At 72.2% G+C, this 16262-nt stretch carries 15 protein-coding genes; 5 read left to right on the top strand and 10 right to left on the bottom strand.

All coding sequences use genetic code 11. From position 1 onward, the window contains the following. Positions 1 to 76: 76 nt before the first annotated feature. From hutI to hutH, 5 genes are read right to left on the bottom strand one after another with little or no spacing between them, the layout of a single operon-like run. Positions 77 to 1240, bottom strand: coding sequence for an imidazolonepropionase (gene hutI / locus BLW00_RS17120; RefSeq protein ID WP_092556447.1), 1164 nt, complete (start codon positions 1238 to 1240; stop codon positions 77 to 79). Beyond that, the gene (locus BLW00_RS17115; protein WP_245741651.1) at positions 1237 to 2742 is read right to left on the bottom strand and encodes a formimidoylglutamate deiminase; all 1506 of its coding nucleotides are present in this window, start codon (positions 2740 to 2742) and stop codon (positions 1237 to 1239) included. Before BLW00_RS17115 ends, hutI begins: the two co-directional genes overlap by 4 nt. Then, positions 2739 to 4181 carry an allantoate amidohydrolase gene (locus BLW00_RS17110; RefSeq protein WP_245741650.1) on the bottom strand — a complete coding sequence of 481 codons (1443 nt, stop codon included), beginning with the start codon at positions 4179 to 4181 and terminating at the stop codon, positions 2739 to 2741. Before BLW00_RS17110 ends, BLW00_RS17115 begins: the two co-directional genes overlap by 4 nt. Further along, positions 4178 to 5842: a urocanate hydratase gene (gene hutU / locus BLW00_RS17105; protein ID WP_092556445.1), complete on the bottom strand. Its 1665-nt coding sequence runs from the start codon at positions 5840 to 5842 to the stop codon at positions 4178 to 4180. Before hutU ends, BLW00_RS17110 begins: the two co-directional genes overlap by 4 nt. 52 nt (positions 5843 to 5894) lie before the next feature. Continuing rightward, positions 5895 to 7451 (bottom strand): histidine ammonia-lyase, encoded by a 1557-nt coding sequence (gene hutH / locus BLW00_RS17100; protein WP_092556443.1) that lies wholly within the window; start codon positions 7449 to 7451, stop codon positions 5895 to 5897. A 159-nt stretch (positions 7452 to 7610) separates the two neighbouring features. On the opposite strand from hutH, the gene BLW00_RS17095 reads away from it, so the two are divergent. Continuing rightward, entirely contained in the window at positions 7611 to 8399 is a 789-nt protein-coding gene (locus BLW00_RS17095) for an IclR family transcriptional regulator (protein WP_092557145.1), read from the top strand. Between the two features lie 100 nt (positions 8400 to 8499). On the opposite strand, the gene BLW00_RS17090 is transcribed toward BLW00_RS17095, so the two are convergent. Genes BLW00_RS17090 through BLW00_RS17080 form a run of 3 tightly spaced genes read right to left on the bottom strand, consistent with a single transcriptional unit; the run spans position 8500 to position 10269 of the window. Then, entirely contained in the window at positions 8500 to 8772 is a 273-nt protein-coding gene (locus BLW00_RS17090) for a PTS sugar transporter subunit IIB (protein ID WP_092556441.1), read from the bottom strand. Positions 8773 to 8776: 4 nt separating this feature from the next. Then, on the bottom strand, positions 8777 to 9253 hold the full coding sequence (locus BLW00_RS17085) for a PTS sugar transporter subunit IIA (RefSeq protein ID WP_092556439.1): 477 nt from the start codon (positions 9251 to 9253) through the stop codon (positions 8777 to 8779). A 14-nt stretch (positions 9254 to 9267) separates the two neighbouring features. Next, positions 9268 to 10269, bottom strand: coding sequence for a helix-turn-helix transcriptional regulator (locus tag BLW00_RS17080; RefSeq protein WP_092556437.1), 1002 nt, complete (start codon positions 10267 to 10269; stop codon positions 9268 to 9270). Positions 10270 to 10331: 62 nt separating this feature from the next. Here BLW00_RS17080 and BLW00_RS23835 point away from each other — a divergent pair, with 62 nt between their 5' ends. From BLW00_RS23835 to BLW00_RS17065, 3 genes are all read left to right on the top strand, one after another. Further along, on the top strand, positions 10332 to 11573 hold the full coding sequence (locus tag BLW00_RS23835) for an ABC transporter ATP-binding protein (protein ID WP_217634413.1): 1242 nt from the start codon (positions 10332 to 10334) through the stop codon (positions 11571 to 11573). 115 nt (positions 11574 to 11688) lie between these two features. Continuing rightward, on the top strand, positions 11689 to 12456 hold the full coding sequence (locus BLW00_RS17070; RefSeq protein ID WP_092556435.1) for an ABC transporter permease: 768 nt from the start codon (positions 11689 to 11691) through the stop codon (positions 12454 to 12456). A gap of 59 nt (positions 12457 to 12515) precedes the next feature. Further along, a complete protein-coding gene (locus BLW00_RS17065; RefSeq protein ID WP_092556433.1) occupies positions 12516 to 12902 on the top strand; it encodes a glyoxalase superfamily protein in 387 nt (128 codons plus the stop codon). A 78-nt stretch (positions 12903 to 12980) separates the two neighbouring features. Here the strand turns inward: BLW00_RS17065 and BLW00_RS17060 are convergent, their stop codons facing one another. Continuing rightward, on the bottom strand, positions 12981 to 14102 hold the full coding sequence (locus BLW00_RS17060) for an adenosine deaminase (protein WP_092556431.1): 1122 nt from the start codon (positions 14100 to 14102) through the stop codon (positions 12981 to 12983). A gap of 94 nt (positions 14103 to 14196) precedes the next feature. Here BLW00_RS17060 and BLW00_RS17055 point away from each other — a divergent pair, with 94 nt between their 5' ends. After that, entirely contained in the window at positions 14197 to 15438 is a 1242-nt protein-coding gene (locus BLW00_RS17055) for a hypothetical protein (protein ID WP_092556429.1), read from the top strand. 39 nt (positions 15439 to 15477) lie between these two features. On the opposite strand, the gene BLW00_RS17050 is transcribed toward BLW00_RS17055, so the two are convergent. Beyond that, entirely contained in the window at positions 15478 to 16260 is a 783-nt protein-coding gene (locus BLW00_RS17050) for an IclR family transcriptional regulator (RefSeq protein ID WP_092556427.1), read from the bottom strand. Between the last annotated feature and the right edge of the window lie 2 nt (positions 16261 to 16262).

The following is a 16262-nucleotide window of genomic DNA, read 5'->3' as shown; positions in this document are numbered from 1 at the left end:
TCGTGCCCTCGGAGAATTTGCCCCTACCCGCCCGAAGACGGGCGTTTTCGGGCGGGTAGGGGCACGAAGTCGGCGCTCAGGGGAAGCGGCCTCCGGCGACGAGGGCTCCCGCGCGCCAGACGGCTGCCGTGAGGGGCACGCCGGGGCGGTAGGCCAGGTGCACCACGGATGGCGCCTCCAGCGCCTGCAGGTCGGCGGGGGCGCCCACCCGCACGACCCCGAGATCGTCGCGGCCCACGGAGCGTGCCGCACCGCGCGTGGCGGCGAAGACGGCCTCCTCGACCGTGAGATGCATCTGCAGCACCGCGGTGGCCACGCAGAACGCCATCGAGGTGGTGTACGACGTGCCGGGATTGCAGTTCGTGGCGATGGCGATCCGGCCGCCGGCATCGAGGAGCTCGCGCGCGGGCCCGAACGGCTCGCGCGTGGAGAGGTCGCAGGCCGGCAGGAAGGTCGCGACGGTCGACGAATCGGCGAGGGCTGCGATGTCGGCGGCGTCGAGGTGGTTGCAGTGGTCGACGCTGGCGGCGGCGAGGTCGACCGCGAGCCGCACACCGCCGGAATGCCCGAGCTGGTTGCCGTGCACACGCAGGCCGAGCCCGGCGCGGCGGCCGGCGAGCAGCACCTCGCGCGACTCCTCGACGTCGAACGCCCCCTCCTCGCAGAACACGTCGACGTACTGGGCGAACGGCGCCACCGCGGCGAGCATGGGCCCCGTGACGAGGTCGAGGTAGTCGCGACGATCGATCCCGGGCGGCACGAGGTGAGCGCCGAGGAAGGTGACGACATCGGCGACCTCGGCCGCGGCCAGCGCCGAGGCGCGCTCCGACGCGACGTCGAGGCCGTACCCCGTCTTCGCTTCGACGAAGGTGGTGCCCTGCCGCTCGGCCTCCCGCCGCAGCCGTGCGGCGTTCGCGCCGAGCTGCGCGGGCGTGGCGGCCCGGGTCGCCGCCACGGTCGAGGCGATGCCACCGGCCGCATAGCGGGCGCCCGCCATCCGCGCCTCGAACTCCGCGCTGCGCTCCCCCGCGAACACCGGATGCGTGTGGGTGTCGACCCAGCCCGGCAGCACCGCGCGGCCGCCGAGATCCGTGCGCGTATCGGCGACCGGTGCCGCTGCGGCCGGCCCGACCCAGGCGATGACGCCGTCGTCGAGCACGAGCGCGGCGTCGTGCAGGCGGCCCAGCTCGTCGTCGTTGGTGGTGAGCTCGCCGATGCCGGTGAGCAGCTGTGCGGTCATGCGGTGCCTCCTGGTTCGGTGCGGATGCCCGGCCGGTCGCGTTCGCGGGCGTCGAGGCGGGTGGCCGGCGGATGCGCGCTATCGATCACGGCGAGCGCCTCGCGCAGGAGGTCGGCCGGATGCGCCCCGCCGACCAGCACGCCGGTGTCGGCCACGACGCGCCCGCCCACCAGCACGCGCCGCACATCGGCCGAGGTCGCGACCAAGAGAAGCTGGGCCGGCCGCGCCCCGACGGTGCGGACCGTGTCGGTCGCGAGTTCGACGAGGTCGAGCGGGTCGCCCACCTGCAGCGATGACCTCCCTGCGCTGGCCGACGCCGGATCCAGCCCCGGTGGGGACACAGCCGGGCCGGGCGACGATTCGTCGGCGCCGAACGGCCGCTCAGCAGACGGGTGCGACGGCCGGTTCAGGCCGAGGGCGCGATAGGAGCCCGACGCCGACGCGGCCACGAGCTCGGCGGGCGAGAAGACCCCGCGGCGCCCGGAGGCCAGCCGCTCGTGCATCTCGAGGCCGCGCACCTCGAGGAAGGGATCGATCACGGCATGCTGATCGGAGCCCAGCGCGAGCACCGCACCGGCGTCGTGCAGTGCCCGGGCGGGCCCGATGCCGTCGCCGAGGTCGGCCTCGGTGGTCGGGCACATCACCACGGTCGCGCCGGCCGCGCCGATCAGGGCGATGTCGGCCTCGTCGAGATGGGTCGCGTGCACCACCGAGGTGCGCGCCGAGAGCGCGCCCGCATCGGCCAGCAGCCGCGTCGGGCTCACCCCGTAGGCTGCGAGCACCTCCGTGTTCTCGCGCGGCTGCTCCGAGAGGTGGATGTGCAGGGGCACGTCGGACGGGAGCCCCGCCACGATCTCCGCGACGGCCGCCGGCGGCACCGCCCGCACCGAGTGCAGGGCGGCCCCGAGTGCGGGCACGAGCTCCCGCAACGCGTGCCACCGAGAGAGGTAGGCCGCGGCATCCCGGTCGCCGAAGCGACGCTGCGCGGGCTCGAGGGCGCGACCGGGCCCCGCCTGCAGGTAGGCGGTGTCGAGGAGGGTGAGACGGATGCCCACTTCGGTTGCCGCCGCCACGAGCGCCTGTTCGAACGCGTGCGGGTAGGCGCTGCCGTCGGGGCGGTGGTGCAGGTAGTGGAACTCCCCGACGGCCGTGTAGCCGGCCACCAGCATCTCGGCGAAGACGGCCCGCGCCAGCGTGAAGGAGCTCTCGGGTTCGAGGGCGGCGGCCACGGCGTACATCGAGTCGCGCCACTGCCAGAAGTCGCCGCCGCCATCGTGGGTGCGTCCGCGCAGTGCTCGGTGAAAGGCGTGGGAATGCGCGTTGCCGGCCCCCGCCAGAACGGTTCCGAGCCGCAGATCGCCGCGCTGTGCCTGCTGCTGCGCTGCCCGGTGGCGGATGCGCCCCGCGCCGTCGGCCTCGAAGCGCACGTCGTGCTCGACGCCGTCCTCGCCCACCACGGTCGCACACCACACGCCGGCGAACGCGTTCTCCGGCCCGCTCACAGCAGCCCCCGCAGCACCGACTCGAGCGCATCCGTTCCGGCGAGGCAGTCGGCGAGCTCGGCGAATTCCTCGGGCGCGTGCGAGACCCCCGTCGGGTTGCGCACGAAGAGCATCGCGGTGGGCACCACGCCCGCCAGCACCCCTGCGTCGTGCCCCGCGCCGGTGGCCAGAACGGGGATCGAGACGGGACCGGCGACAGATGCGTCACCCGCCCCTCCTGTCGCGTCACCCGCAGCCGGCCTCGTGAGCACGGCACGCAGCCGCTCCCGGAGGTCGGTGTCGAACTCGACCCGCCCCGACCACGACTCCTCCACGAACGATGCCGCCTCCGCTCGCCGCTCGATCTCGGTCACGAGCATCCGGGTGTCGTCGTCGCTGTCGGCCCGAGCGTCCAGCCACAGGCGCACGGCGGAGGCGATCACGTTCGTGCCGCCCGGCACCGCCTCGATGCGTCCGACCGTGGCCCGCGCGCCCGGCACGGCCAGCGCCGCCGCCCGCACGGCCTCGACGGCCCGCGCGGCCGCGATCATCGGATCGTGCCGGTCGCCCATCAACGTCGTCCCCGCGTGATTGCCCTGCCCGCGGAACTCCAGTCGCCACCGCCCGTGGGCCAGCACCGACGAGGCCAGCGCGACCGGTGCCTGCAGGTCGATCAGTCCACGGCCCTGCTCGACATGCAGCTCGACGAACAGGCCGATCCGATCGAGCGCGACCGGATCGGCGCCGAGCCCTTTGACGTCGAACCCGACCGCCGCGCCCGCCTCGGCCAGCGTCACGCCGTCTGCGTCGCGCAGGCTCCGCGCCCGGGCGGGGTCGAGCACCCCGGTCATCAACCGCGACCCGAGGCACGCCACGCCGAATCGCGAGCCCTCCTCCTCGGCGAACACCACCACGGCGAAGGGCTTCGACGGCTGGAATCCGGATGCGCGCAGCCGGCCCACCGCATCCAGAGCGCTCACGACACCCAGCGGGCCGTCGTAGGCGCCCCCGCCGGGCACCGAATCGAGATGACTGCCGGTGACCACGGCTCCCGGCCCGGGCGCGCCCCACCAGGCCCAGAGGTTACCGTTGCGGTCGGCCTCGACGTCGAGTCCGACGGCCCCGGCTCGCTCGGTGAACCACGCGCGGAGCTCGAGGTCGGCGCCGTTCCAGAGGTGGCGGCTGAAACCGCCGCGCGCGACATCCGCCCCGACGCCGGCGATCGCGTCGAGCCCGGCGAGCCGCCCGTGCGCGGTCTCGCCCGCGTGCGCGCGACCGTCGGCCAGCCCGCCCCTGTCCGTCCCGCCCGGGGCACCTGCGCCACCGGCCGGCCGGCCGCCGACACCGCGCGCGCCAAGTCGACCCATGTCACCCCGCGTATCCGGTCCGCCCGGCACGCCGCCCGCACCTCCGGCCGGCTGACCGGCGCCGGAGCCGGAGCCCGCATCCGTGTCGCTCACGGCGACTCCCACATCGGCACCCGCAGCCCGCGTTCGCGCGCGACCTCGGCTGCGCGCGGGTACCCCGCGTCGACGTGCCGCATCACTCCACTGCCCGGGTCGTTCGTGAGCACCCGCTCGATCTTCTCGGCGGCCAGCGCCGTGCCGTCGGCCACCACCACCTGACCGGCGTGGATCGACCGCCCGATGCCCACCCCACCGCCGTGGTGGATCGACACCCAGGTGGCCCCCGAGGCCGTGTTGAGCAGGGCGTTCAGCAGCGGCCAGTCGGCGATCGCGTCGGACCCGTCGGCCATGCCCTCGGTCTCGCGGTAGGGCGAGGCCACCGACCCCGAGTCGAGATGGTCGCGGCCGATCACCACGGGGGCCGACAGCTCGCCCGACGCCACCATCTCGTTGAACCTCAGCCCGGCGAGGTGCCGCTCGCGGAGCCCCAGCCAGCAGATGCGGGCCGGAAGGCCCTCGAAGTGCACCTTCTCGCCGGCCGCGGTGATCCAGCGGCGCAGCTTCTCGTCGTGCGGAAAGAGCTCGAGCACGGCGCGGTCGGTCGCGGCGATGTCGGCCGGATCGCCCGAGAGCGCGGCCCAGCGGAACGGCCCCTTGCCCTCCGCGAAGAGCGGCCGGATGTAGGCGGGCACGAACCCGGGAAAGTCGAACGCCCGCTCGAACCCGCCGAGCTGGGCCTCGGCCCGGATGGAGTTGCCGTAATCGAACACCTCGGCTCCGGCATCCTGGAACGCCACCATCGCCGCCACCTGCTTGGCCATCGACGCCCGGGCACGCGTCGTGAATTCCTCGGGGTCACGCGCGGCGTACGACGCCCATTCGGCGACGGAGACCCCCTCGGGCAGGTAGCTGAGCGGGTCGTGCGCGGAGGTCTGGTCGGTCACGATGTCGATCGCGACCCCCTCGCGCTGCAGCTGCGCGAACACCGTCGCGGCGTTGCCGGTGAGCCCGACGGAAAGCGGGATGCGCGCCGCCTTCGCCTCGAGCACCCGAGCCACCGCAGACGGCAGGTCGGACGCGATCTCGTCGAGGTAGCCGTGCTGCACCCGGCGCTCGAGTCGCGCCGGGTCGACGTCGACGATGAGCACCACCCCGCCGTTCATGGTGACCGCGAGCGGCTGCGCACCGCCCATGCCGCCCGCGCCGCCGGTGAGCGTGAGCGTGCCGGCGAGCGATCCGCCGAAGCGCTTGTCCGCAACGGCGGCGAAGGTCTCGTAGGTGCCCTGCAGGATGCCCTGGGTGCCGATGTAGATCCACGACCCGGCCGTCATCTGTCCGTACATCGTGAGCCCGAGGCTCTCCAGCCGCCGGAACTCCGGCCAGGTCGCCCAGTCGCCCACGAGGTTCGAGTTCGCGATGAGCACCCGCGGCGCCCATTCGTGGGTGCGGAAGATGCCGACCGGCTTACCGGACTGCACCAGCAGCGTCTCGTCGCTCTCGAGGCCGGTGAGCGCGTGCACGATCGCGTCGTAGGCCTCCCAGCTGCGGGCCGCGCGCCCGGTGCCGCCGTAGACCACGAGGTCGTCGGGACGCTCGGCCACCTCGGCGTCGAGGTTGTTCATGAGCATCCGCAGGGGGCCTTCGGTCTGCCAGCTCTTGGCGGTGAGGGTGCTTCCGCGCGGGGCTCGCACGGGTCGGGCTTCGTGAGTGGACATCGCTTCGCTCCCAGGTCGTCGGTTCAGGTCGGTCGGTTCGGTTCGCCGTCGGTCAGGCCAGCCGGTTCACGGGTTCGAGCCCGGATGCGGCCGCGTCGAGCACCGCACGGCTCCGCACGAGCTCCACCACGGCTTCGATCTCGGGCGAGAGGTAGCGGTCGGGGCCCGGCCCCTCGACGCTGCGCCGCACGGTGGCGACGACGCTCCGCAACGGGGGCGCCGTCTCGAGCGGTGCACGAAGATCGATGGCGCGGGCCGCGGTGAGCACCTCGATCGCCAGCACCCGGCTCAGCCCGTCGACGGCGCTGCGCAGCTTGCGGGCGGCGTGCCAGCCCATCGACACGTGGTCTTCCTGCATGGCCGACGACGGAATGGAGTCGACGGATGCCGGCACCGCCAGCCTCTTCAGATCGGAGACGATCCCCGCGGCCGTGTACTGCGCGATCATGAGCCCCGAGTCGACCCCGGCGTCGTGCGCGAGGAAGGCGGGGAGCCCGTGGTTGCGGTGGGGGTCGAGCATCCGGTCGACCCGCCGCTCGCTCATGCTCGCGACATCCGCCACCACGATGGCGAGGAAGTCGAGCACGTAGGCGACGGGCGCTCCGTGGAAGTTGCCGTTCGACTCCACCCGGCCGTCGAGCGTCACCACGGGGTTGTCGACCGCCGAGGCCAGCTCGCGCTCGGCCACGAGGCGCGCGTGCGCCATGGTGTCCCGGGCGCCGCCGTGCACCTGCGGGGCGCAGCGCAGCGAATAGGCGTCCTGCACCCGGGTGTCCTCGGGGCCGCGGTGGCTGGCCATGATCTCGGAGCCGTGCAACAGGGCGCGCAGGTTCGCCGCGGAGTCGGCCTGCCCGAGCTGCGGACGGAGCGCCTGCAGATCGGCGGCGTAGGCGGTGTCGGTGCCCATCAGGGCGTCGACCGAGAGCGCGGCGCTGACGTCGGCGGTGCGCAGGAGACCCTCGAGGTCGTCGAGCGCGAGGCAGAGCTGGCCGAGCATCCCGTCGGTGCCGTTGATGAGGGCGAGACCCTCCTTCTCGGCCAGCACCACCGGCGCCAGGCCGGCCGCGGCGAGCGCCTCGCCTGCGGGCATCGCCTCACCGCTCGCATCGCGCACGTCGCCCTCGCCCATCAGGGCGAGCGCGCAGTGGGCCAACGGCGCGAGGTCGCCCGAACAGCCGAGCGAACCGTACTCCCGCACGATCGGCGTGATGCCCGCGTTCAGCAGTCCGGCGTACGCCTCCGCCGTGGCGGGCCGGATACCCGTACGCCCGGTGAGGAGCGTCGACAGGCGCAGGAGCATCAGCGCCCGCACCACCTCGCGCTCGACCTCGGCACCCGATCCGGCCGCGTGCGAACGCACCAGGCTCTGCTGCAGCGTCGTGCGGCGGGAGGCGGCGATGTAGGTGGTGGCGAGTGCGCCGAAGCCTGTCGATATGCCGTAGTGGGGGCGTTCGTCGCCGGCCAGCCGGTCGATGCGGTCGCGGCTCTCGGCCACCGCGGCGAGGGCTTCGGGCTCGATCTCGAGGGGTGCGCCGCGGCGCGCCACGGCGACCACGTCGGCGACGCTCAGGGGGCCGATACCAACGCGGACGGGTGCTGCACTGTTCATGTCCCTATCGTCCGCGCCAGGGGCATCCCGGGGCATCCGGTTTATGCTGACTGGTGTCTCGTATACGAGACTGGCCGAATGCTCACCGGCAGCCGTGCAGGTGCCCTGCGAGGCGGAGCACGGATCACCGCCGACCGATCACCGGAGGAGTCGTCTGACATGGCCACCAGCGACGTGCCCGCCGCGCGCAGCACTCTCCGCATCCTGCAGCATCTGGCCCGTCAGCGCGGCCCGGTGCCCGCGAGTGCCATCGCCGCCGCCCTCGAGCTCCCGCGCTCCACGGTCTACCGCCTCCTCGGCGTGCTGCAGCAGGAGGGCTTCGTGCTGCACTTCCCGGAGTCGCGGCGCTACGGCATCGGCGTCGCCGCGTTCGAGCTCAGCTCCGGCTTCGTGCGGCAGGAACCTCTCACCCGACTGGCCCGGCCGATCCTCGCCGCTCTCGTCGACGAGCTCGGCCAGAGCGGGCACCTCGCCGTGCTGCAGGGGCGCGACGTGCTGTATCTGGTGGAGGAGCGGGCGCCCGGCCGTCCCGCTCTGGTGACGGATGTCGGAGTCCGCCTGCCGAGCCACCTCACGGCGAGCGGACGGGCGCTGCTCGCGACCCTTCCGCCCAATCAGCTGCGCGCGCTCTTCCCCGATCGCGCCGCATTCGCCGCCCGCAGCACCGGTGACGCTGAGCACGACCTGGGCGCCGTGAAGTCGTACGGCGAGCTGAAGCGTCTGCTCGACCAGGTGCGCCGTCAGGGCTACGCCGCCGAAGACGGCGACGTCACCGCCGAGCTCGCCTCGGTCGCGGTGGCGGTGCGCGACCACTCCGGCTGGCCCGCCGCGGGCATCGCCGTCACCTTCGCCCGCGCCGAGCTCGCTCCGGCGTCCTGGCCCGCGCTCGCCGACGACATCCGTCGCGCTGCCGCGGAACTCTCCCGCCGCATCCGCGGCACCCTCTGACCCCGCCCCCTGGCCCCGGACAATTTGCCGCCAAAGGTCCGAAAATCCGCGAAACAGGGCCCTCAGGGGCAAATCTCCGAGGTGAGAAGAGCGTGAAGGGTCAGCCGACGGCGACCTCGAGTTTGGCCGTGATCTCGTCGAGGTCGAAGTAGTTCTGGATCACCACGATGTCGGCGTTGGTGCGCCCGATCGCGCCCACCAGCTCCGGCGAGGTGAGGATGACCTGCGCGTCGGCGGCCGCCGAACCTACGCTCGCCACGTCGGTGGCGGTGACCTCGGCCTCGATGTCGAGCCGCTCGAGGGCCCGCACGGCATTGACACGCAGGATCTCGGAGGTGCCGATGCCCGCACCGCAGATGGCGACGATCTTCATGGCTTCAGGATAGGTCAGCTCGGGAGGCCGCGCCGAGGAGCCGCCGGATCTCGTCGCGCGACGCCGCCGCGGCGAGCGCCGGCACGATCGACTCGTCGTTGAACACGTTCGCCAGAGCGGCGATGGATGCGACGTGCTGGTCGGCCTCGGTGGCCGCCAGTCCGATCACCACCGACACCGGGTCGTTGTGCGCGTGCCCGAAGCTCACCGGCGACGCCAGGGTCACGAGGGCGAGGCCCGGGGCGTGTACATCCGCACCGGGTCGCGCGTGAGCCATGGCGAGACCCGGCGCGATCACGATGTAGGGTCCGTACTCCTCGACGAGGGCGATCATCCGGTCGCCGTACGATTCCTCCGCATACCCCGCGGCCGAGAGGGCCGAGGCGGCGGCGCGCACAGCCGATCGCCAGTCCGTCGCCGTCGCCTTCAGTGCGATGGCCGGATCGGGCAGGTGGTCGAGCGAGGGCAGCGGGAGCGACATCTCTGTGGATTATGTCAGTCGCTCACCGGAGCAACCGGGGAGTTCGCTGGAACCGCGCTGCGCATCCGCTCCGCAGCCTCGGCGGCGAAGGCGAGGAACTCCGGCGGGCCGTGCAGCGTGTATTCGACACCGGCCGGAATCCAGACCAGCGACGCCAGCATCGTCTCGAGACCGTCACCGCTGATCGGCCAACTGGTCCACTCCGCGTCGATCGCAGTGGCTCCGGCAGCCCACGGGCCGAACTGCTCGCGCATCGCGGCGAGCGGCATCCGCAGGTGCGCCTCGGCGGTGAGCCGACGGCGCAGGGAGGCGAGTGCCGCCGCCACGAACGCCGCGGCGTCCTCCGCGGGCAGGTTACGTGGCTCGCCGTGCACCCGGGTGCGGAAGAAGCGGCTCATCCGGTCGACGCGGAAGGTGCGCCAGTCGCCGCGCTGGAGGTCCCAGCACACGAAGAACCAGCGGCGCGCGGCGGCCACCAGCGTGTGCGGCTCCACCACCCGGTCGCTCTCGACGCCGCCGGCGGCCTCGTAGTGGAATCGGATGCGCTCCCGATCGCGACAGGCCAGCGCCAGCTGCCCGAGCAGCTCCTGCGACACGGGTGCGTCGCCCGCGCGCGGCGACGCCGGCTGCGGCTGCACGAATCCGGCGACGGCGTTCACCCGCTGCCGCAGCGCGGCCGGCAGCACCTGCTCGAACTTGGCGAGAGCACTGAGCGTGGTCTGCTCGCCGTCGCTGAGCCCCTGGGTGGCGGCGACGCGCAATCCGATGGCCATCATGACGGCCTCGTCGTCGGTGAGCAAGAGGGGCGGCAGCTGCGAGCCGGCCTCGAGACGGTAGCCGCCCGCGGCCCCACGGGTCGCCTCGACGCGGTAGCCGAGTTCACGCAGGCGCTCGATGTCGCGCCGCAGCGTGCGCTCGGTGACGCCGAGTCGCAGTGCGAGGTCGCCGCCGCCCCACTGCCGGTGGGTCTGCAGCAGATTCAGCAGCGCGAGGATGCGCGAGGTCGTTTCAGCCATGTCGAGAATATTCTCTCGCAATCAGGACAGAAACTGACCTGATTGCTTTCTACCGTGGACCCATGACCTCACAATCGACCTCCGACACGATCATCACCGCTCGCGGCCTGACGAAGCAGTTCACCGTCAAACGCACCCGGGTCGACGCCGTCACCGACCTCGACCTCGATGTCGCCCGGGGCGAGCTCGTCGCCTTCCTCGGCCCGAACGGCGCCGGCAAGTCGACGAGTCTCCGGATGCTCACCACCCTGCTTCCGCCGACCCGCGGCACCGCCGTCGTGGCCGGCCACGACATCGCCGGCGATCCGGCCGCCGTGCGCCGGCGGATCGGCTACATCGGCCAGGGCACGAGTGGCGGCAACAACCAGCGCGTGCGCGACGAACTGCTGAGCCAGGGCGCGTTCTACGGAATGTCTCGCCGTGACACGGCACGGCGGGCCGACGAGCTGCTCGAGTCGCTCGACCTGGCGCCGCTCGCCAAGCGCACCGTGATGGGCCTGTCGGGCGGACAGAAGCGGCGGCTCGACATCGCGCTCGGCCTCATCCACTCCCCCTCCCTGCTCTTTCTCGACGAGCCGTCGACCGGACTCGACCCGCAGAGCCGCGCGAACCTCTGGCAGCACATCCTCGACCTCCGCGAACAGCACGGCACCACGATCTTCGTCACCACCCACTACCTCGAAGAGGCCGACCAGTTCGCCGAGCGCGTGCTCGTGATGGACCACGGCCGCGTCATCGTCGACGACACCGCCGTGTCGCTCAAGACCACGCTCGCGGGCGACGTCATCACCCTCGGCTTCGATGGCGGCCCGGATGCGCGGGGCGCGGCGGATGCGATCGCCCGCGCCCGTGAGGTGGCCGCACGACAGCTCGAGGGCAACGCCGGCGAGGTCACCTCCGCTGCCGCAGGGGCAGTGGGCGGTCGGCCGGGCGGCGCGTCCTATCGGGCCCCGCGTTCCGGAGAGGCAATGGGCGGGCAACCGGGCGGCGCCACGAACCCGGCGTCGCGCACCGGCGATGCGGGCGCCACCGCCACGCAGCGCCTCGAACTGGTCGTCGACCACGGCGACCGCGTGCTCCCCGTCTTGCTGCGCGAACTCGACGCATCCGGGATCACGGTCACCAGCGCCGCCCTGCGCCGGCCCACCCTCGACGACGTCTTCCTCGCCCTCACGGGGCGCAGCCTCCGTGACGAGGGCGAGACCACCGCGTCCGCCGCCTCCACGGGCGCGCCCGCCGATCCCACCACCGCGACCGCCCCCACCACCGCCACCGCTTCCGCCCCCGAGCGGGTCTCCGCATGAACGCGCGCTTGCTCGCACCTCCGCATCATCGAGTGGGCACGAATCGCCGCCCCGCCACCACCCGAACGACGAAATGCGACCACGCGATGACCATCCACGAACGAAAGGCCTGCTCATGACCATCACCCCCACCTCCCCCGTGCGCGACACCGCGAACGTGCTCGTGCGGGAGCTCCGGCCCGTGGTGCGCGACCCGTTCTCGCTGATCTTCAGCCTGCTGCAACCGCTCGTCTTCCTCGGGCTCTTCGGCCCGCTGCTGGTGGCCAGCTCGGGGCAGCCGGCGAGCGAGACGCTGCAATGGTTCGTGCCGGGCATCCTCGTGATGATCGCCTTGTTCGGCACCGGCACGACCGGTTCGAACCTGCTCTTCGAGATGCAGACCGGCTCGCACGAGCGCACCCTGGTCGCGCCGATCGCCCGCTCCTCGCTGCTGATCGGACGGGCCCTGAAGGAGATGGCCCCGATCATCGTGCAGGCGGGCGTGATCGCGCTCGTCACCATCCCGTTCGGCTTCAGCGTGAACCCGGCCGGGATGCTGATCGGCCTCGTGCTGCTCGCCGTGTTCGGGCTCGGCTTCGGCTCGCTGAGCTACGCACTCGCCCTCGCCAGCCGCAATCGCGACTGGATGTTCTGGGCCGTGCAGCAGGCCACCGTCTTCCCGCTGATGATCCTCTCCGGCATGCTGCTGCCGCTCGAAGGCGGGCCGGCCTGGATGCAGGTCGCGGCGGCCTTCAATCCGCTCAGCTACGTCGTGACCGCCGAGCGCGCGCTGTTCGCGGGAGACCTCTCCTCACCCGCGGTGCTCTGGGGCTTCGTGGCCGCGATCGTTCTGGCCGCGATCGGCCTGGCCGTGGGCATCCGCTCGATGAAGAAGTCCCGCTGAACCTGGCCTCGGCCACCCCACCCGCAGTATCCTCACCACCATCGGAAAGGAACACCGTCATGGACTGGAAGATCGAACTCGTCGCCATCCCCGTGAGCGACGTCGACCGCGCGAAGGCGTTCTACGTCGATCAGGTCGGCTTCGTCGCCGACCACGACCACGAAGTCTCCGACGAACTGCGCTTCGTGCAGCTCACGCCGCCGGGCTCCGCCTGCTCGATCGTGCTCGGCAAGGGCGTCACCGAGATGCCGCCCGGCTCGCAGAAGGGCGTGCAGATCGTGGTCGCCGACGCCGACGCCGCGCGAGCGCAGCTCGTCGCGAACAACGTGCCCGCCAGCGAGGTCGACGAGCAGGACTGGGGACGCTTCGTCTACTTCAGCGACCCCGACGGCAACACCTGGGCGCTGCAGGAGCTGCCCGCCTGGGCCCCCGCCAACCAGCAGTAGCCTTCGCGACTCGTCCCGAAACGGCCCAAAACGCGAGTTTTGCCCCGTTTTGGGACGAGTCGGCGAGACGATGCCCGATCAGGCCTCGTCGAAGCCCTCCGCAATGGCGTCGGCGAGGTCTTCGCGGTCTTCGAGGGGCAGGAAGGTCGCCGCGGCGGCGTTGAGCTGGAAGACCTCGATGTCGGAGAGGTCGTAGCCGAACGCATCCGTCAGCAGGGCGAGTTCGCGACTGATGGTCGTGTTGCTCATCAAGCGGTTGTCGGTGTTCACCGTCACCTGGAACCCGAGCTGGTAGAGCAGGTCGAACGGATGATCGGCCAGCTCGTCGCCCCAGGCGGCGATGGCGCCGGTCTGCAGGTTCGACGAGGGCGAGAGCTCGAGGGCGATCTCGCGATCCTTCACCCACTGTGAGAGGAGGCCGAGGGTGACGTAGGTGTTCTCGTCGTCCTGCCGCTCGATCTCGATGTCCTCGGCGATGCGAACGCCGTGCCCGAGCCGCAGAGCGCGGCCGTGGAACAGGGCGCCACGGATGCTCTCGAGACCGTCGGCCTCGCCCGCGTGCACCGTGACCGGGAAATAGTGCTGCGCGAGGTAGTCGAACGCCTCGAGCTGGCGCGACGCCGGGAAGCCGAGTTCGGCGCCCGCGATGTCGAAGCCCACCACGCCGCGGTCGCGGTGCCGCACGGCCAGTTCGGCGATCTCGAGACCCCGATCCGCGTGCCGCATCGCCGTGACCAGCTGGCCGACCCGGATGCTGTGCCCGTCGTTGCGGGCGTCGTCGGTGCCGAGCTCGATGCCCTCCTGCACGGCCTCGACCACTTCGTCGAGCGTGAGGCCCTTCGTGAGGTGCTGCTCGGGCGCCCAGCGCACCTCGCCGTAGATGACGCCGTCGGCGGTGAGGTCGTTCACGAATTCGCGGGCGACGCGGATGAGGCCCTCGCGGGTCTGCATGACCGCGATGGTGACGTCGAAGGTGGCGAGGTAGCTGGTGAGCGACCCGGAGTCGGCGCTGTCTTCGAACCATTCGCCGAGCTCGAACTCGTCGCCGGCGGGCAGTTCGAGCGAGAGCGCGTCGGCCAGCTCGATGATGGTGGCCGGGCGCAGCCCGCCGTCGAGGTGGTCGTGGAGGGACACTTTGGGGAGGGAGTTGAAGCTGATCCCGGTTCCGGGGACGAGGTATTCCTCAGGCGCTGCAGTCATGTCCCCAGCCTAGGGTCTGCGACCGGCGCGCGGGTGTCGGCGACGGATACGATGGCGGGGCCGCAGGGGGTTCTGCGGCTAGGAAGGATCACCGATGCCCCCCGAGAGTCCGTTCTCACCGCCGGCCCTGCCCGCAGAGCCCCTCCCGTGGGTGGAATCGACTCTCCTCGCCGCGCAGCCCCGCCGGCATCGTCGACGGCGAGCGATCGTCGTCACCGGCGTGGTGCTCGCCTCGCTGGGGCTGGTGGCCGGTGCGTTCTGGGGCATCAGCGTGCTCGCGGTGCAGCAGAAGGATCTCGCGGTGGCCGTTCTCCGCACGGCGGTCGACGAGCAGGCCGCGGCGCAGAAGACCTACGACGCCCGGGCGCGCTACGGCGCGAGTCTCGCTGAGCGAGCGGGCTCCGTCGTCGCCAGGGCGGAGTTCAACGCCGACACGACACCCGATGCGGCCCATTTCCGTCTGGCCTACGAGACGATCGCCGCCCTGGACGACGAGACCCCGGAAGACAACGGCGCGGGCGCCGCCATCGCGCGCGCCGACGACGATGACTCGGCGGGCTACCGGCCTCCGTGGGAGGTCTTCACCGAGGCGGCCGCCGACCGTGACCTCACCCACGACGTCGTGCACGATCGCGACGCCCTGATCGCCGCCGCGAAAGAGGCCACGGACGCCCAGGACTGGGTCGACGACACCGAGGCCGCCTACTTCTCGGCCGTGGCGGCCCGCGGCACGAGCGACATCGCCGCCAACACCCTCGCCACCAAGCAGTCGCAGGTCGCGCTCACCCGGTTGATCGAACAGGCCGACGATCCCGCTATGAGCACCTCGCGCGACGGCGCCTTCCTCAGCTCCTTCGTGGCCGCCGAGAACGCACTGGTCGCCTCGCAGGCGGCCGAAGCCGCCGAACTCGCCGATCCGGCCCTCGCCGTGCGGCGCGAGATCGAGGACTACGCCCGGTCGCTGAGCAACGAGATGACCCTCGACTTCGTCTGGGCGCCGGAGGTCAACGGCAAGGGCGAGGGCTGGCTCTCGGGCACCGCCGAGACCTACCAGAGCGACGGCGGCTGGGCCGTCATCACGCTCAACTACGGCGTGGAGGAGGACTGGGGCCTCGACGAGAATCCGCGCGCCCTCGTGGCGCACGAGGTGGGGCACGCGCAGGCCCACCGCCCTGCCTGCTCGGCCCTGTTCACGGGGCCGGTCTTCGGCAGCGACGACGAGATGTGGGCCACGGCCTGGTCGATCAGTCTCGGCTTCGACCTTCCGGGTTCCGGCATCGAGGCCTATGGCCGGCCGAGCGACGAGCAGATCGCCGTCGCCGGGCAATGCCGCTGAGGCGCGGCCTCACCGCCCGGCTCGGCCTCACCGTCCGGTTCAGAGACCGAGGTTCGCGCTGATCTCCGCCGCCGTCTCGGCCGCCGCCTCACGCACGAGGTCGCTCGGCAGCTCGCTGAGACTCGTGGCGACGTAGGGCACGGTGAGCGCCGCGAGCGCGCGCCCGTCGCGCCCGAGGATCGGGAACACGACATCCGTGATCGAGGGCTGCAGCGGATCGGCGCGCACCAGGTGGCCGTCACGGCGGATGCGCTCGGCGGCGTCCCCGTCGGATCCCGGCACCGCCGCGTCCGCCGGCATGTAGGCGGCGATGACGGCGCCCGTGGCCGTGGTCTCGAGCGGGAACACGGCGCCGACGCGCACCCGGAACCCGAAGTCCTCCGGGCTCTCCACCTGCGCCACGACGCGCACCCGGCCCGCGTCGATGACGCTGAGGTTGCAGGACTGCCGCGTCGACTCGGCGAGCCGGCGCATGGGCGCGAGGGCCGCGGCATCCAGCGAGCGAAGCGGTTCTTGGCGGTGGGCGAGGTCGAACAGGCGGAGCGACAGCGTGTAGAGCCCCGATTGGCGGTCGCGGTGCAGGTAACCGCGACGCTCCAGCGTGGTGAGCACCCGGAAGATCTGGCTGGCCGAGCGATCGGTCGCGCGGGCGATCTCGAGCTGCCCCAGACCTCCGCGCTGCTCGGCGAGGAGTTCGAGGATGTCGAGCGCCTTGTCGAGGGCGGGCACCGCGTAGTCGGGTGCGGCCTTGGCGGCGGCACCAGGGGCGCCGTCGAGCGCGGCGTCGTCAGGAGCGTCGGGATCGGGGGCTGCGGCCGGCATCC

Source organism: Herbiconiux ginsengi (genome assembly GCF_900107435.1).
Lineage (GTDB): Bacteria > Actinomycetota > Actinomycetes > Actinomycetales > Microbacteriaceae > Herbiconiux > Herbiconiux ginsengi.
This window is presented reverse-complemented; position numbering and strand designations above follow the sequence as displayed.

Excerpts from the sequence above, each read along its gene's own strand:
- hutI (WP_092556447.1), bottom strand. The coding sequence starts at position 1,240 with ATGACCGCACAGCTGCTCACCGGCATCGGCGAGCTCACCACCAACGAC.
- hutU (WP_092556445.1), bottom strand. The coding sequence starts at position 5,842 with ATGTCCACTCACGAAGCCCGACCCGTGCGAGCCCCGCGCGGAAGCACC.
- hutH (WP_092556443.1), bottom strand. The coding sequence starts at position 7,451 with ATGAACAGTGCAGCACCCGTCCGCGTTGGTATCGGCCCCCTGAGCGTC.
- BLW00_RS17095 (WP_092557145.1), top strand. The coding sequence starts at position 7,611 with ATGGCCACCAGCGACGTGCCCGCCGCGCGCAGCACTCTCCGCATCCTG.
- BLW00_RS17090 (WP_092556441.1), bottom strand. The coding sequence starts at position 8,772 with ATGAAGATCGTCGCCATCTGCGGTGCGGGCATCGGCACCTCCGAGATC.
- BLW00_RS17085 (WP_092556439.1), bottom strand. The coding sequence starts at position 9,253 with ATGTCGCTCCCGCTGCCCTCGCTCGACCACCTGCCCGATCCGGCCATC.
- BLW00_RS17080 (WP_092556437.1), bottom strand. The coding sequence starts at position 10,269 with ATGGCTGAAACGACCTCGCGCATCCTCGCGCTGCTGAATCTGCTGCAG.
- BLW00_RS23835 (WP_217634413.1), top strand. The coding sequence starts at position 10,332 with ATGACCTCACAATCGACCTCCGACACGATCATCACCGCTCGCGGCCTG.
- BLW00_RS17070 (WP_092556435.1), top strand. The coding sequence starts at position 11,689 with ATGACCATCACCCCCACCTCCCCCGTGCGCGACACCGCGAACGTGCTC.
- BLW00_RS17065 (WP_092556433.1), top strand. The coding sequence starts at position 12,516 with ATGGACTGGAAGATCGAACTCGTCGCCATCCCCGTGAGCGACGTCGAC.
- BLW00_RS17060 (WP_092556431.1), bottom strand. The coding sequence starts at position 14,102 with ATGACTGCAGCGCCTGAGGAATACCTCGTCCCCGGAACCGGGATCAGC.
- BLW00_RS17055 (WP_092556429.1), top strand. The coding sequence starts at position 14,197 with ATGCCCCCCGAGAGTCCGTTCTCACCGCCGGCCCTGCCCGCAGAGCCC.
- BLW00_RS17050 (WP_092556427.1), bottom strand. The coding sequence starts at position 16,260 with ATGCCGGCCGCAGCCCCCGATCCCGACGCTCCTGACGACGCCGCGCTC.